Origin of the sequence: Blattabacterium cuenoti (assembly GCF_014251815.1) — a bacterium.
GTDB classification, from domain to species: Bacteria; Bacteroidota; Bacteroidia; order Flavobacteriales; family Blattabacteriaceae; genus Blattabacterium; species Blattabacterium cuenoti_E.
In genome coordinates this window covers 1-17202 of sequence record NZ_CP059202.1, presented here as the reverse complement: position 1 = coordinate 17202, position 17202 = coordinate 1, and the positions used below count along the sequence as shown (strand labels likewise).

At 26.5% G+C, this 17202-nt stretch carries 13 protein-coding genes and 1 other RNA gene; 9 read left to right on the top strand and 5 right to left on the bottom strand.

Annotation, left to right across the window (positions count from 1 at the left end; all coding sequences use genetic code 11):
* Positions 1 to 15: 15 nt before the first annotated feature.
* Positions 16 to 513 carry a 2-amino-4-hydroxy-6-hydroxymethyldihydropteridine diphosphokinase gene (folK, locus tag H0H54_RS00070; RefSeq protein ID WP_185863264.1) on the bottom strand — a complete coding sequence of 166 codons (498 nt, stop codon included), beginning with the start codon at positions 511 to 513 and terminating at the stop codon, positions 16 to 18.
* A gap of 95 nt (positions 514 to 608) precedes the next feature.
* Here folK and H0H54_RS00065 point away from each other — a divergent pair, with 95 nt between their 5' ends.
* From H0H54_RS00065 to lnt, 7 genes are all read left to right on the top strand, one after another.
* Positions 609 to 1649 (top strand): rod shape-determining protein, encoded by a 1041-nt coding sequence (locus H0H54_RS00065; protein ID WP_185863263.1) that lies wholly within the window; start codon positions 609 to 611, stop codon positions 1647 to 1649.
* Positions 1650 to 1659: 10 nt separating this feature from the next.
* Entirely contained in the window at positions 1660 to 2493 is an 834-nt protein-coding gene (gene mreC / locus H0H54_RS00060) for a rod shape-determining protein MreC (RefSeq protein ID WP_185863262.1), read from the top strand.
* Positions 2493 to 3005: a hypothetical protein gene (locus H0H54_RS00055; protein ID WP_185863261.1), complete on the top strand. Its 513-nt coding sequence runs from the start codon at positions 2493 to 2495 to the stop codon at positions 3003 to 3005. Before mreC ends, H0H54_RS00055 begins: the two co-directional genes overlap by 1 nt.
* Before the next feature lie 3 nt (positions 3006 to 3008).
* Positions 3009 to 4913 (top strand): penicillin-binding protein 2, encoded by a 1905-nt coding sequence (gene mrdA, locus H0H54_RS00050; RefSeq protein WP_185863260.1) that lies wholly within the window; start codon positions 3009 to 3011, stop codon positions 4911 to 4913.
* Positions 4897 to 6141 carry a rod shape-determining protein RodA gene (gene rodA / locus H0H54_RS00045; protein ID WP_185863259.1) on the top strand — a complete coding sequence of 415 codons (1245 nt, stop codon included), beginning with the start codon at positions 4897 to 4899 and terminating at the stop codon, positions 6139 to 6141. The genes mrdA and rodA overlap by 17 nt, the downstream gene beginning before the upstream one ends.
* Before the next feature lie 12 nt (positions 6142 to 6153).
* Positions 6154 to 6562: a transfer-messenger RNA gene (ssrA, locus tag H0H54_RS00040) on the top strand.
* 84 nt (positions 6563 to 6646) lie between these two features.
* Positions 6647 to 8242, top strand: coding sequence for an apolipoprotein N-acyltransferase (gene lnt / locus H0H54_RS00035; protein WP_238784774.1), 1596 nt, complete (start codon positions 6647 to 6649; stop codon positions 8240 to 8242).
* Here lnt and H0H54_RS00030 read toward each other — a convergent pair.
* Positions 8222 to 9793: an NAD(P)H-hydrate dehydratase gene (locus H0H54_RS00030; protein WP_185863258.1), complete on the bottom strand. Its 1572-nt coding sequence runs from the start codon at positions 9791 to 9793 to the stop codon at positions 8222 to 8224. The two genes, lnt and H0H54_RS00030, sit on opposite strands and share 21 nt — an antisense overlap.
* A gap of 101 nt (positions 9794 to 9894) precedes the next feature.
* Here H0H54_RS00030 and H0H54_RS00025 point away from each other — a divergent pair, with 101 nt between their 5' ends.
* Entirely contained in the window at positions 9895 to 11064 is a 1170-nt protein-coding gene (locus H0H54_RS00025; protein WP_185863257.1) for a dihydrolipoamide acetyltransferase family protein, read from the top strand.
* An 11-nt stretch (positions 11065 to 11075) separates the two neighbouring features.
* A complete protein-coding gene (locus H0H54_RS00020; RefSeq protein ID WP_185863256.1) occupies positions 11076 to 11573 on the top strand; it encodes an inorganic diphosphatase in 498 nt (165 codons plus the stop codon).
* Here H0H54_RS00020 and aspS read toward each other — a convergent pair.
* The 3 genes from aspS to nusA are packed head-to-tail and all read right to left on the bottom strand — an operon-like array spanning position 11559 to position 17202.
* Entirely contained in the window at positions 11559 to 13259 is a 1701-nt protein-coding gene (aspS, locus tag H0H54_RS00015; protein WP_185863255.1) for an aspartate--tRNA ligase, read from the bottom strand. The genes H0H54_RS00020 and aspS overlap by 15 nt on opposite strands.
* 11 nt (positions 13260 to 13270) lie before the next feature.
* A complete protein-coding gene (infB, locus tag H0H54_RS00010) occupies positions 13271 to 15895 on the bottom strand; it encodes a translation initiation factor IF-2 (protein ID WP_185863254.1) in 2625 nt (874 codons plus the stop codon).
* 53 nt (positions 15896 to 15948) lie between these two features.
* Positions 15949 to 17202, bottom strand: coding sequence for a transcription termination factor NusA (nusA, locus tag H0H54_RS00005; RefSeq protein WP_185863253.1), 1254 nt, complete (start codon positions 17200 to 17202; stop codon positions 15949 to 15951).

Below are 17202 nucleotides of genomic sequence, written 5' to 3'. Positions count from 1 at the left end.
AAAAATAAAAACTTATTATAAAATTTTTTTTACATATAATTTATCCATACATAATCCTAATATTTCTAATATACTCAAATTAAATATCGGATGATTTTTATTTGGAGCTATTTCACACATAGGTTCTAAAACAAATCTTCGTAAATGTAATAATGGATGCGGAATTGTCAAAATAAAATTACATATAATAATACGATCATAAAATAAAATATCTATATCTATTTCTCGATCTTGATAGTGCTCTTTGCAAAAATTTCTTCTTCTTCCTATGAGAAATTCTATATTTAAAACTTGATTCAAAAGATCAATAGGAGAATAATTCGTTTTTATATGTAAAGCTCTGTTATAAAAAATAGAATAATTTCTCATATTCCATGCTTCGCTTTCAAAGTACGATGAAATTTTAACGATTTTTCCAATTTTTTTAGACATCAAAATTAAAGATTTATCCAAATATTTTTTTTTATCTTCTTTATTACTTCCTTGTAATAAGAATACGTCATGTTCTTTCATATCTTAAAAGTAAAATTGTTAATACGTTTAATACACTAAAAAAGTGTATTTTTTTTTATTTAAATTAGAAAAATGTTTTCATAAAAAAAATATTAATGGGATTAGTAGTAGATTTTATGAAGAATCTTTTCACTCAAGAAATAGCTATAGATTTAGGGACAGCAAACACACTTATTATGCATAATAATAAAGTAATAGTAGATTTACCTTCAATAATAGCCATAGATGTGAGAACAAAAAAAGTGTTAGCTGTAGGAGAAGAAGCCAAACAAATGCAAGGGAAAACACATGAAAATATTAAAATATATAAACCATTGAAAGATGGAGTTATTGCAAATTATAAAGTTGCAGAACTTATGATTAAAGAGTTCCTTAAAAAAGTTCCAGGTGTTAATAATAAATTTTTTACTCCATCATTAACAATGGTCATTTGTATTCCATCTGGAATAACAGAAGTAGAGAAAAGAGCAGTTAGAGATTCAGCTCAACATCTTAATGCTAAAGAAGTTTATCTTATTGAAGAGCCTATGGCTGCTGCTATAGGTTCAGGCATTTCTGTTACGAAAGCAGAAGGGAATATGATTATTGATATAGGAGGAGGTACAACAGAATGTGGAGTAATAGCTTTGGGAGGAATAGTGTGTCAAAAATCTATAAAAATAGCTGGAGATGTTTTCACTAATGATATAGCCTATTTTTTACGTTCTAAATATAATTTGTATATTGGAGAAAGAACCGCGGAAAAAATAAAAATAGATATAGGAGCAGCTATGGAATCCATAGAAACTCCTCCAGAAGATATCCATATACAAGGAAGAGATCTTCCGACAGGAAAACCTAAAGAAATGAATCTTTCTTATAAAGAAACAATTCCTGCTTTAGATAAATCAATTTTACGAATTGAGGATGCTGTAATGGAAACTCTTTCTAAAACTCCACCGGAACTTGCAGCAGATATTTATAAAACAGGAATATACATGGCTGGAGGAGGTTCTCTTTTAAGAGGATTAGATAAAAGAATATCTAATAAGACGGGTCTATCTGTTTCTTTGGTAGAAGATCCTTTAAGAGCTGTAGTAAAGGGGACAGGAGTTGCATTGAAAAATATTGATAAATTTACATTTTTAATGAAATAGGGTCAATTTTATGCGTGAATTTTTTAGTTTTTTTTTAAAATGGCGTTTCTTTATATTTTTTTTGTTATTAGAATTTTTTTCTATTTTTCTTTCTTTTTCAAATTCAAAATTACACCAATATATTTATACAGGGTCTTCCAATTTTATGATTGGAAAAATTTATGAAGCTATTTATAAATTACGTAGTTATTTTTTATTAGAAGTTGAGAATCAAAAACTTTTAAATGAAAATAAAGAATTACGTAATGCTCAAATATTTTATAAAATAAAGAAAATATCTAAAGATTTTAAAAAAGAAGACATTCAATACTTACAACAATACACATTCACTCCAGTACAAATCATAAATAATAGCATTCATGAACAAGAAAATTATATAACGATTAACAAAGGAAGCATAGATGGAATAAAACCAGATATGGGTATTATATTATCTAACGGAATTGCGGGGATTATTATTAAAACTTCTCCACACTTTAGTGTGGCTATTTCTCTTTTAAATCCAAAAATTAAAGTTAATGCTAGATTAAAAAAAAATAGATATTTTGGGACTCTTAGTTGGGATGGATTAGATCATGAATATGTAGTTTTGTATGATATTCCAAGACATTCCACTATACGTAAAGGAGACGTTGTAGAAACAGATGGAAAATCGGCTACTTTTCCTGAAGGAATTCCGATTGGAAGTGTGGATTCTTATAAATTTGATGAAGAACACGCTAATTATATTATAAAAGTAAAACTAATGGCTAATTTTTCGACTATAGAAAATGCTTATGTTGTAAAAAATTTATTCAAAAAAGAATGGAATGAAATTCAACTTTATAAAGTTGAAAATAAATAATGAATTTAACTAAAAATTTTATCATTTCTATATTTTATATTTTTTTTCTTTGTCTAATTCAAATATCAATACTAAATCCTTTATTTTTCTTATTATTAGGATGTTATTCTTATATATATATTCTTTTTATATTAATATATCCATATAATGAAAACAAATTTATATTTTTGTTTCTGTCATTTTTAATAGGATGGACAATAGATCATTGTATGAATTTGGGGGGGGTTCATGCTTTTTCTTCCACTTTATCTGCTTTTTTAAGATCAAAATTTTTGCAATTTTTTGATGGAAAAAATTTTATAAATAGAAATAACTTTTCAATTTGTGAATTACCTTTTCTAAGAAAGATGCTTTATATATTTTCATTAGTTTTTACACATCATTTTTGTTTATTAATATTAGAAATATTAAAAGGTGCTTTTTTAAACAGAATTCTTTTATTTAAAACAATATTTAGCAGTATTTTTACAACTATTTTGTGTATTATATATTTTTTTTTCAGAAAAAGTTAAACATTGAAAAAATTATATAAATTTTACGTTTTATTGAGTTCTGTAGGGATAATTTTGATAATTCGATTATTTTATATACAAATATATACAGAGAAATATACGTTAAATGCTTTTAATACTTCCATAAAACAGGAAATTATCATTCCTGAAAGAGGATCTATTTTTGACAGAAATGAAAATCTATTGGTTTTTAACAAATCTATTTATGAATTAACAGTCATTCCTATTCTTGTAGAAGAGCATTTTAATATTATAGAATTTTGTAATCTTGTAGGAATTGAAAAACATACCTTTTCTAAAAATTTAGAAAAAGCAAAAGCTTATTCTAAATATTTACCGTCTGTTTTTTTGCCTTTTATTTCTAAAGAAAAATTTGCTACTATACAAGAAAAACTATATAAATATAAAGGTTTTGATTGGACAAAACGTTCTCTAAGAGATTATAAAGTAGAAAGTTCAGCTAATGTTTTAGGATATATAGGGGAAGTTACTCAAAAAGATATTAAAAAGGAATCTAATTATTATCAAATAGGCGATTTTATTGGTTGGGCTGGAGTAGAAAAATCTTATGAAAAAATTTTGAGAGGAAAAAAAGGAATAAAATATTGGGTGCGAGATAGAAAAGGGTGTATTATAGGAAGTTATAATAATAAAAAAAACAATGTAAAAGCTGTAAGTGGATATGACATTTCTTTAACCATAGATTGGAATTTACAAAGCTATGCAGAACAACTTATGTTTCAAAAAAAAGGAGGAATAGTTGCCATAAATCCTAAAAATGGAGAAATTTTATCCTTGGTATCCAGTCCTATTAATAATCCTAATTTATTTGTGGGGGTAAATCGTTCTAAGGAATTTCAAAAATTAATGAAAGATACAATTGATAATCCTTTATTTGATAGAACAACACAAGCTCGTTATCCACCAGCTTCTCCATTTAAATTACTTACTGAGTTAGCAGGGCTTCAAATGGGAGTCGTTAAGACTAATACTACTTTTATATGTTATAATGGATTTAAATATGGAAAAAAAAGAATTCATTGTCATTCTGGAGTTCATGGATACCCTATAGGGATAGAAACCGCGGTTGCTGTTTCTTGTAATAATTATTTCGCACAAGTTTATAAACGTGTTATAGAAAAATATCCTAAAAATTTGACAAAAGGAGTAAATGAATGGTGTGATATTATCAAAAGTTTTGGTTTTGGAAATTATTTGTATAATGATTTAGCTACAGGAGAAAAAGGTGTTATTCCTTCTGGAGATTATTATAATAAAAAATATGGAACAAAAAAATGGAACGCTATTACGATTATTTCTAATAGTATTGGTCAAGGTGAAATAAATGTAACTCCTATACAGTTAGCAAATATGGTTTGTGCTATAGCAAATAAAGGTTTTTTTTATACTCCACATATAGTAAGAAAAATTAATCATAAACTTATGTATAATCCTAATTATACTATAGCTAAACATACTAAAGTTGAAAGAAAGTATTTTGATTTTATTATTAATGGAATGGAAAAAGTTTTTATTATTGGAACTGGAAAAAGTTTCAAATCATCTGACATTAGAATGGCAGGCAAAACAGGAACTTCGCAAAATTTTATTAAGGTAAATCATAAAACTGCTTCTTTACCCGATCATTCTATTTTTATATTGTTTGCTCCAGTAGAGGATCCTAAAATTGCTATTTCTGTTATAATAGAAAATGGAGGATTTGGATCTCGTTGGGCTGGCCCTATTGCTAGTCTTATTGCAGAAAAATATATAAAAAATAGTGTGAATAGAAAAAATCTTGAAAAAAAAATAATGACTTCAGGATTGAAACATGTATATAATTCAATAGCGAAAATGAAAAAATTAAATAATTCTTACATAAAAAAGTACATTGATAAAAAGAAATAAAATATTATTCAGAAATATAGATTGGGTAATTATTCTCATCTATATTCTTATGATTTTCTTTGGATGTATGAATTTATATTCCGTTTCTCCAGAAAAAGCAGAAAAACAATTCATATGGATATTGTTGAGTTTTATTTTCATATTTATTACTTTTTTGTTTAAACCCATTCATTATAAACATATAGCTCCATTTTTCTTTTTATTTACATTATTTCTTTTAATTGGAGTATTTTTTTTCGGAAAAAATATAAATGGATCAAAATCTTGGTATGTTTTGGGGCCTATTAGTTTTCAACCATCTGAATTAACTAAAATATCAACATCCTTGATGATAGCTCATATTATGAGTCAAGAAAATATTGAGAATAATAATAAAGCGTTATTACATATATCTATCATATTAATATTGCCTGCTTTTTTAATATTTCTACAACCAGACCCCGGTTCTTCTATAGTATTCTTCTCTTTTTTTCTTACTTTATATAGAGAAGGATTATCTATTTTTTTTATACTATATTTTTTATTTTATATATTATTATTCGTGATTTCATTAAATCTATCACCCTGGATTGTAGTTTTATTTTTATTTATTATTTTTATTTTTTTCTTTCTTATTAAGAAAAAAACAACATCGTTTATTGATCTATTTTTTTATATATTTTTATTCATTAGTTTTTCAATTTTTTCTATTTCTTCTCCCTTTTTTTTTCAAAAATTTTTAAAACAACATCATAAAGATAGAATTAATATTCTATTTCAAAATGAATTTGATAGAAAATACAGAGAAAATGTAGGATATAATTTATTATATTCTAAAACAGCTATTGGATCTGGAAAATTTTTTGGAAAAGGATATAAAAAAGGAACTATTACAAAGGGAAAATTTGTTCCTGAACAACATACGGATTATATTTTTTGTACAGTAGGAGAAGAATGGGGGTTTATAGGAAGTACAATTTTAATTATATTTTACTTACTATTTATTAGTCGTATTTATTTTTTATCTGAAAGACAAAAATACGTTTTTGGAAGAATATTTGGTTATTCAGTTGGAAATATTATTTTTGTTCATTTTGTTATTAATTTAGGTATGGTTATGGGGCTTTTTCCAACAATAGGGATTGTTTTACCTTTTTTTAGTTATGGAGGATCTTCTCTTTGGTCTTTTAGTGTTTTATTATTTATATTTATGAGAATGGATGTATCAGATCAAACCAGTTTGATATAAAAACCATTATTTGGGGCTGATTTTGGATTTGACAGCAAGGTGAGTGGTAAAAGAAAGCATATCGTGTCACGTAAGGTATTACACGAAAATCAATCCTTACAAAATATATAAATGGCGATAAAGAATACGCTTTTGCTGCATAATGTTTTTTTACATTATAGCCTTAGTCTGCAAAAAAAGCAGAAGTAAAATATCTCTCAGAAATTTTTCCTTATAATTTCTGATATAGAGGTACGATAAAGTGTTAAGGATAAGAAAACTGATGATTCTTAAGTTTTCTGAAATAGTGTTTTGAATCTTAAGTTTTTATTCTAGATCCAAAACTTGAATAAAAATGTAAATAAATTTTTTTTGGATAAATATGTAGAAATCTTTTACACTACTTGTTTGGACGCGGGTTCGAATCCCGCCAGCTCCACTTTTTATATATATATAATTATTTAAAATTTTACACAAGATAAAAAAAATTGAATTTTTTATATATAGTGTATTTTCTGGTGTTATTTTGGGATTAGGATGGCCTACTGAAGGAAACCCTATATATCTGTTTATTGCTTTTGTTCCTTTGCTATATATAGAAAATTATTTGAATTCTTCTTCATTTTATGTTTTATTATTTTCTTTTATTCCTTTTTTAATATGGAATGGTATTTCTACATGGTGGTTATCTTATGCGAAAAGAACTAATGGAACTTTTGCTGTAGAAGCTTATTTAATTCCTGTGTTATTGAATGCTATTTTCATGTCAATTGTTTTTTGTTTTTATTCATGTATTAAAAATAAGTATATAAAAGATAAAAAAATAGGATATACATTCTTAATTTGTTTATGGATTTTATTCGAAAAAATGCATTTAGAATGGGAATTATCTTGGCCATGGCTTAATTTAGGAAATGGTTTTGCGAATCGTCCAAAATGGATTCAATGGTATGAATATACGGGAATTTTTGGAGGAACTGTATGGATATGGATAGTTAATATTGGATTAACAGAATCCATTGTTCAATATAAAAATGATAAGAAAGTATTTTTATTCTATAAAAGAATATTTATAAATATAGGGATAATTTTTTTCATGATTTTAATTTCAAATCTTATATATATAAAATACGAAGACTGTCAATGCGAACATACTGCAAATGTGTTAATTTTGCAGCCTAATATAGATCCATATAGTAAAAAATACTTTATTTCAACAAATGAATTGGTTTCGAAATTAAAAAAGTTAATAGATAAAAAAATATCTAAAAAATCTATGATTATTCTTGCTCCAGAAACTATGTTTCCAATGAAAATACAGATAAAAGATATGGGAAGGAATAAAATAATCTCTTCGTTTAAAGATTACTTGAAAAATAAATCTCCAAATACAGTGTTTATTACAGGAGTAGAATTAGCCACTTTGTATCATTATAAAAATAAAACTAAAACTTCCATTCCTTTTTTCTCAAAAAAAACAAAAAAAATGCAATGGATAGATGTTTTTAATTCTGCAATTCAAATAGGAAATAATAAAAATATTGAATTTCATCATAAATCTAAACTAGTTCCAGCAGTAGAAACTTTTCCTTATAAGAAATTTTTTTCTCCTATATTAGGAAATATATTACTTAATTTTGGTGGAACTGTAATGGAACTTGGAAAAGAAAACTATCCTTCCGTTTTTCAACATCCTTATTTAGGAATCAGAATAGCTCCAATTATTTGTTATGAATCCGTTTTTGGAGAATATGTTTCTAATTTTTTTAAAAAAAATGTGGATTTAATGGCTATTCTTACAAACGATGGATGGTGGGGCTTTTCGCAAGGACATAAACAACATATGTATTACGCTAGGATTAGAGCAATTGAAAATAGAAAATATATAGCTAGATCTGCAAATACAGGAATTTCTTGTTTTATTGACGAAAAAGGAGAAATCATTTCGTATATTCCTTATGGAAAAGAAGGGGTGTTATATAAAAAAATACATCTTAATAAAAAGAAAACTTTTTACATTAAATACGGAGATTTCATTTCAAAAATAAGTTTATTGACAGTAATTATAATTTTATTATACCCCATCACGTATAATTTGTTATCACAGATCAAAAAAATCTAAAGTTGTTTCATTAATATCATTCAAATTTTTATTTTTCAAATATGCCTCACCTATATGATTAATAATATCGTTAGCTATAATAGATTCTTCGTTTAATTTTTTTGAGGCAATATCTCCTGATAATCCGTGTAAATAAACTCCCATGATGCATGATTCTTTTGGAGAAAATCCTTGGGATAAAAAACTCATGATCATTCCAGTAAGAACATCTCCACTCCCTGCTGTTGCCATTCCTGGGTTTCCTGTACTATTAAAGTACAGATCCCCATTAGGTGTTGAAATAACGGAATGTGCTCCTTTTAATACAATAAAAATTGTATATTTTTTAGACATTTCTTTTAAAAGATGCAATTTTTCATAATCATTTTTCCATGATTTAGATAATCTTTGAAATTCTTTTGGATGAGGAGTAAGAATAGTTTCTTTTGGAAGAAGATCTAATAATTGTAATTGATGTGACAATATATTTATAGCGTCTGCGTCAATTACCATTGGTATTTTTTTATTTTTTAATAAAAAAGATTCTAGAGCATATACAGTTTTAGGATGAACTCCCATTCCCATTCCAATTCCTATTGCGTTGATATTTTTATTAGAAATTACGATATTACTAATATAATGTTCTTTTATATCTGTATTTACAATAGCCTCTGGAAGCGTATTTTGTATAATTTGATATCCGCAATAAGGAACATATACACTTAATTTTCCTATTCCAGAACGAAAACTAGCAGTTGCGGAAAGGACAACAGATCCTATCATTCCAAAACTTCCACCTATAATCATTCCATGACCATAATTTCCTTTATGTGAAAATTTTTTTCTTATTTTTTTCTTATATATAGTATGAATATAGGCATTATCTATATAATAATTATGAACTTGTATTTTTCGAATAAAATCAATTTTCCATCCAATATTTATCAAATACCACTTTCCAACATAATTTTCATAATCTGGTAATAAAAAAGATAATTTTGGAACTTGAAAAGTCAAAGTGTGAGTAGCTTTGATTATTCCCTCAAAATTTTCATGATTTTTTTCAATAAAAAGTCCAGATGGAACGTCTATGGATATAACCGCTTTAAATTTTTTTTTGTTAATATAACGAAAAAAATGTTTCCAATATTGATGAATTGGACGGTTAAATCCTATTCCAAAAATAGCATCAATAAGATAACTTTCTTGATTAAGAATAGGAAATTTCGATCCTTCATTAATAGTTAAAAAACTTATTTTATGTTGTAATATTTTATTTTTATTGATTAAAAATTCATTTGAAAAATGATTGGAAATATTTAGTTCATATATAGAAACTGTGGCTCCGCATGAATATAACATATAAGACAAAGAAAGCCCATCCCCTCCATTATTTCCATTTCCTACTAACACTATAAATGGAATTTTTTTAATTTTTAAATATTTATTGTTAATAATCCAATCAAAACAACCTTTAGCTGCTCTTTCCATTAATTGAACATAAGAAATTGATTCAGAATCAATACAATATTGATCTGCTTTTCTAATTTGATCTAAAGAAAGAATTTTCATTTTTTTTAAATGAATTTATTATTTTTAATTTTGTTTCTATTTTAATCAGATTAGATTATGAAACCTGATTAATATCAGCAAATATAAAACGATTAATCTAGATGGCCGAGTATAATTTGCCCCTTCCAGCCATGGGTGAAAGTATAGCTGAGGCTATTATCATTCGTTGGTTAAAAGAAGAAGGGGATTCTGTAAAAAAAGAAGATATTTTGGTAGAAATAGCTACAGATAAAGTAGATTCCGAAATCTCTTCACCTGTAAATGGTATCTTAAAAAAGAAATTATTCGCTCCTAATGAAGTTGCTAAGGTAGGAAGTTTCATTGCGATTTTAGAAACGGAAGAACAATTTTCTTTAGAAAAAGTTCCAATAATAGAAAAAAATAAAAAATATTTTTACTCTCCTCTTGTACGTACTATTGCTCATAGAGAAGGAATTAGCTTATATGAATTAGATACAATAGAAGGTACTGGTAATAAAGGACGTGTCACTAAGAAAGATATACTGAAATATATTCGTTTCAAAAGAAATAAGATCATTATTCCCAAAAATGTTGTTACAAATAATGAAGAAATAATTGAAATGGATAGAATGCGTAGGATTACTTCAGAACATATGATGAATAGCAAAAATATTTCTGCACATGTTACTTCTTTTGTCGAAGCGGATGTTACTAATATAGTAAAATGGAGAGAAAAAATAAAAGATTCATTTCAGAAAAATACAGGAGAAAAATTAACCTTAATGTCCGTTTTTGTAGAATGTGTGGTGAAAGCTATAAAAGATTTACCTATGATAAATATATCCGTAAATGGAACAAACATAATCAAAAAAAGAAATATTCATATAGGACTTGCTACTGCCTTACCTAATGGTAATTTAATTGTACCTGTAATAAAAAATGCTGATTCTTATAATTTAGTAGGATTAATAAAAATTATTAATGATTTAATCAAAAGAGCTAAATCTAATCAATTAAAACCTGAAGAAACGCAAGGAGGAACTTATACTATTAGTAACATAGGAAGTTTTGGAAATCTTTTTGGGACACCAATTATCCATCAACCTCAAGTAGCTATTATGGCTATAGGTTTAATTCAAAAAAAATTGTCTATAATAGAAACCCCAGAAGGGGATTTCATAGGAATAAGACATAAAATTTATCTATCTCATTCTTATGATCACCGTGTTATAGACGGAGTTTTAGGTGGAGGTTTCGCTAAAAAAGTAGCTTTATATCTAGAAAAATTTAATTGTTATACAAAAATATAATATAAAAAACTATGAAAATCAGTTTTGATGCACTTATTGAAATTCCAAAAGGAAGCAGAAATAAATATGAGTTTGATAAAACAAATAATATGATTCGATTAGATCGAGTATTGTACTCCCCTATGAGTTATCCAACAGATTATGGTTTTATTCCAAAAACTCTTTCTATGGATGGAGATCCATTGGATGTATTAGTTTTTTTAACGGAACCTACCGTTCCTGGTTGTTTAATAGAGGTTAAACCTATAGGAATTTTTTTCATGACAGATGAAAAAGGTGATGATGAAAAGATTATTTGTGTTCCTGTTAAAGACCCTAATTATAATACTATAAATGATATTAACGAAATAGCTTTACATACTAAAAAAGAGATAGAACATTTTTTTTTGGTATATAAAGATTTAGAAAATAAAAAAGTGAAAATAGGAAATTGGAAAAATAAAAAAGAAGCTATTTCTGTATATAAACAATCTTGTTTGCGATATAAAAATAATTTAACGAAAATGTAATTCTTTTAATTTTTCTTTTTCTAAAAAAGATGGAGCATTTATCATTAAATCTTTTCCATAATTATTTTTTGGAAAAGCAATAAAATTTTTTATATTTTTATTTCCTTCTAAAAGATTAACCAATCTATCTAATCCAAAAGCGATTCCTCCATGAGGAGGGACACCATATTCGAAAGCCTTTATAAAAAAGCCAAATCTGGATTCTATTTCCTTTTTAGATAATCCTAAATATTTAAAAATTATATTTTGAATATTTTTATTATGAATACGTATAGATCCACTTCCAATTTCTATTCCATTTATAATCAAATCATAAGATTTAGAACGAATGTTTTTGGGATCTTTTTTTAATAAATAAATATCTTCTTCTTTTGGACTTGTGAATGGATGATGCACTGATTTATATTTTTTAGATTCTTCATCCCATTCTAATAGAGGTAAGTCCGTTATCCATAAAGGTTTAAAAATTTTTGGATTCTTCAAATTCAAAAATTCTGCTATTCTTAATCGTATTTTTCCAAGTTCTTCTCGAGTTTTTATTTTTTTTCCATAAGAAAAAAATAAAAAATCACCAGGGACAGCTTTAAAATATTTTATAAAAATTTTTATAACTTCCTCATTCAAAAAATTTTGATTAGAAAAAAGGAAAGTTTGATCATACAAATATTTTATCCAAAAAAAATTTTTATTTTCTATTTTTTTTAAAAAACAATCTATTTTTTCATATATACATTTTCTAATTTTAATTCCTATGACCAATTCTTGATTTTTCAAAAAATTTATATTTTCTTTTTTGGTTAAATCATTTAATTCTACAAAAGACATTCCGAAACGAATATCAGGAGAATCTGTCCCATACATTTTAATCGCATCATAATAAGAAATACAAGGAAAAGAATCTAATTGAATATTCTTAATCTTTTTGAAAATATGTTTGATAAAATTTTCAAAAAATGTTAATATATCATGAACTTCTACAAAAGACATTTCACAATCTATTTGTGTAAATTCTATTTGTCTGTCAGAACGAGAATCTTCGTCTCTAAAACATTTAACAATTTGAAAATACCTGTCTATTCCTCCTATCATCAACAATTGTTTAAATAATTGTGGAGATTGAGCTAATGCATAGAATTTATTAGTATATATTCTAGAAGGTACAACAAAACTTCTAGCTCCTTCTGGAGTATAATTTATTAATAAAGGGGTTTCTATTTCTAGAAATTTATTTTTAGAAAGAAAATTACGTGTTTCTAATGTCAAATTATGACGAATTATTAAATTATTTTTAATAGGATCCCTTCTAATATCAAGATACCGATAAATCATTCTAATCTCTTCATTTCCATCAGTTTTATCTTCTATAGTAAAAGGAGGAGATAAAGATGAATTTAACAAATCTATATGAGATACGTAGATTTCTATCTCACCTGTAGGTAAATTATAATTCTTAGATAATCTTTCTACAACTTTTCCTTTCACTCTAATTATAGATTCTTTACTTAAAAGAAGATTTTTTTTTACTGATTTTTTATAAATAATTAGTTGTGTAATCCCGAAATAATCCCTAATATCTATAAAAAATAAAGACCCAAAATTTCTTATTCTTTTGATCCATCCAGATAATATGACTTCTTTTCCAATATCTTTTTGACTCAATTCACCACAATTATGTGTTCTATACATACATTATTTTATTACTTGATTTCACTTTTTCTATCAGATAATTCTTCATATACTTCTATAATATCTCCAGATCTTATATTATTATAATTCTTGATTCCTAATCCACATTCATATCCTTTGGATACTTCTTTTACGTCTTCTTTGAAACGTTTTAGAGAAGTAAATTCTCCGTTATGAATCACTATTCCTTCTCGAATCAATCTTACTTTTGCTTGACGTAATAATTTTCCTTCTGTAACCATACATCCTGCTATAGTCCCTGCTTTTGTAATTTTAAATATTTCTCTGATTTCAGCATTTCCTAATATTTTCTCTCTAATATCGGGAGACAACATCCCATCCATAGCTTCTTGTATATCGTTAGTCACATCGTATATAATCGAATAAGTTCGTATTTCTATATTTTCTTTTTTTTCTATATTTTTAGCTCCAATATTAGGACGAACGTTAAATCCTATAATAATAGCATCTGAAGCACTTGCTAATAAAACATCGGATTCTGTAATTTGACCAACTCCTTTATAAATAATATTGACCATAATAGTATTTGTAGATAATTTTTGGAGAGCATCAGCAATGGCTTCTACTGATCCATCTACATCTCCTTTAATAATAATCTTTAATTCTTTAAAGTCTCCTAATGCTATCCGTCTTCCTATCTCATCCAATGTAAGATGTTTTTGAGCTCGTATATTTTGTTCTCTTTGTAATTGTTCTCTTCTAGAAGCTAACTGCTTGGCTTCTTTTTCATCTTTAAATATTTTGAATTTATCTCCAGCAGTAGGAGCTCCATTTAATCCTAAAATGGTAATAGGTTTAGATGGCCCTGCTGATAGAATAGATTTTCCTCGTTCATCTAAAATATTTTTTACTTTACCATGATGAATTCCTGCCAAAACATAATCCCCTATTTTTAATGTACCTCCTTGAATAAGTAAAGTTGTTATATATCCTCTTCCTTTATCTAAAGAAGCTTCTATAACTGTTCCTACGGCCGGTTTATTTGGATTGGATTTTAGATTCAATGATTGAGCGACTAAAAGGACTTTTTTTAATAATTCATCTATTCCAGTTCCTAACTTCGCTGATATTTCTTGTGTGATATACTTCCCCCCCCATTCTCTTACTAAGAAATTTAAATTTGCTAATTGTTCCCTAATTTTATCTGTATTGACATTAGATTTATCCATTTTATTGAAAACAAAAATAATAGGAACATTAGCCGCTTGAGCATGACTAATTGCCTCCTTAGTTTGTGGCATTACCTGATCATCAGCAGCTATCACTATAATAGCGATATCCGTTATTTGTGCTCCTCTAGCACGCATAGCAGTGAATGCTTCATGACCTGGAGTGTCTAAAAAAGTAATACTTTGATTATTGGAACATTCCACACTATAAGCTGCTATATGTTGAGTGATTCCACCAGCTTCCCCTGCAATAACATTGGTATTTCTAATATAATCTAACAAAGATGTTTTCCCATGATCCACATGTCCCATAACGGTAATGATAGGAGGTCTAGGTTTTAAATCTTCCTCTAAATCTTTATCCTCCTGAACCGCCTCTTCTAAATCCAATCCAACAAATTTTACATTAAATCCAAATTCATCTGCGACTAAAGTCAGTATCTCTGCATCTAATCTTTGGTTCATGGTCACCATAATACCCAAAGACATGCAAGACATAATTACATCAGTTGCGTTGACTTTCATCATAGATGCTAATTCATTAACTGTTGTAAATTCAGCTAGTTTTAGAATTTTTTCTTCTTTTTTATTTTCTATTTCATTTTTTATAAGTCTTTTTTCTTTTTTAGACTGACGTTTTTCTTTTCTAATTTTTGAAGCTTTCGATTTTACTCCTTTGTAGGATAATTTTTCCAAAGTTTCTTTAATTTGTTTTTTGATTTGTTCATCAGTAATTACCGATTTTTGTACATTTTTTTTATTTTTCGACTTTTCTGTTTTTTTATCGTTAGAATGTTTATGATTTAAATAATATTTCCTTTCTTTGTTCTGGTTTTGTTTTTTTCCTGTAATAACGTTTTTTATTTCCTCAATGAAAATTTCTTTTTTAATTCTTCTTCGTTTTTTTTTAATTTCAAATTTCGTTCTTTTTTTTTCAAATTGAGATAGATCTATCCTATCTCCTGTTAACATGACGCCATCTAGCTTTTGATAGATCGTATCAATATGTTCAGGTTTATTTTTAATTTTATTTACTATTTTTTTTTCTTTATGTTGATGTAAATTGTTTTTTTTTTCTTCTTCTTCTTGAGTTCCATGTTTTTTGTCTAATGTATCAATATCTATTTTTCCTATTTTTTTGAATCCCACTAATTTTTCTGATTTAGCACGTATAATTTTACAATTGTGAATGAGTTTTGACTTTAACAATTCTTTTTTTATTCTCTCTTTTTCCATTTTCTTTTGTAAAGAAATTTTCTCAGACTCATCTCGTATTTTCTTGTAACTTTGAAATTCGAGAACAAGAGATTTATATACTTGTTCTTCTATTTTTGCATTAGGATTATTTTCTATTTCAATTCCTTTTTTTTGTAAAAAACTAATTACTCTTTGTAAGGAAATATTAAATTTTGTTAATACTGTTTTTAATCTGATTTTATCAGTCATATAAAAATATAAAATATATTAGGAACAAAAATAAAAATATTAAAAGGAAAAAATTATGTATTTATATTTAATTCTTCTTCAAATTCTTTTCTCAATATGGAAAATACTTTATCAATGATTTTTTCTTCAAGATTAGTTCGTTTACTTAAATCGTTTTTCCTGTAATTTAAAACAGATTTTGCGGTACTTAAACCTACTTTATGAAATTTTTCCAAAACTTCTGATTCTATTTCATCAGAAAATTCTGTTAATTCTACATCGTCTTCATAAGGAAAATCTCTGAATATATGGATTTTGTATCCGGTCAATTGACTCGCTAATTTTATATTTTGTCCTCCTTTTCCAATTGCTTTCGATATTTCTTCTATTTTTACATATACGTTTACATATTTATGTACTTCATTAATTTCCATCATAGAAACTTTTGCAGGACTCAAGGATCGCATTATATATAATTGTGTATTAGAAGTATAATTAATTACATCAATATTTTCATTTCTTAATTCTCTAACAATAGGATGAATTCTAGAACCTTTCATCCCGACACAAGCTCCTACTGGATCTATCCGGTCGTCATAAGATTCTACAGACACTTTCGCTTTTTCTCCTGGAATACGTGCTACCTTTTTTACTGTAATCAATCCATCAGAAACTTCTGGAATCTCTAACTTAAAAAGTTCTTCTAAGAAAGACTCATCCTTTCTAGTAAGAATAGCAAAAGGTTTATTATCTTTCCAGTCTACTCGTTTAACTAAAACTCTGACTGGATCTCCTTTTCTAAAAAAGTCATTTGGAATTTGTTCTTGTTTAGGTAAAACCATCTCATTTTGTTCATCGTCTCTCATAATTATTTGCTTGGGCAAAATGTGATATACTTCTACATTAATGATTTCTCCTATTTTATTTTTTAATTTTTTATAAGTATTTGTATTATCATATTCATTAATTTTGGAAAGTAAATTTTGCCTTAAAGATAAAATAGATCTTCGTCCTAAAGATTGTAATTCAACTTTTTCTGTCACCTCTTCCCCGATTTCAAAATCGGGTTCTATTTTTTTAGCTGTAGATAATTCTATTTCCTTATTTATATCTTTTACTTTTCCATCTTGTACAACTACACGGTTTCTCCATATTTCTAAATCCCCTTGATCTGGATTTACAATAATATCATAATTTTTTGATGATTCATATTTCTTTCTTAAAACACACCGTATAGATTCTTCCAAAATGGCCATAAGACTCACTCTATCTATATTTTTTTCATATTTGAAATCTGAAAAAGAGTCTATTAAAGCTTCATTGTCCAT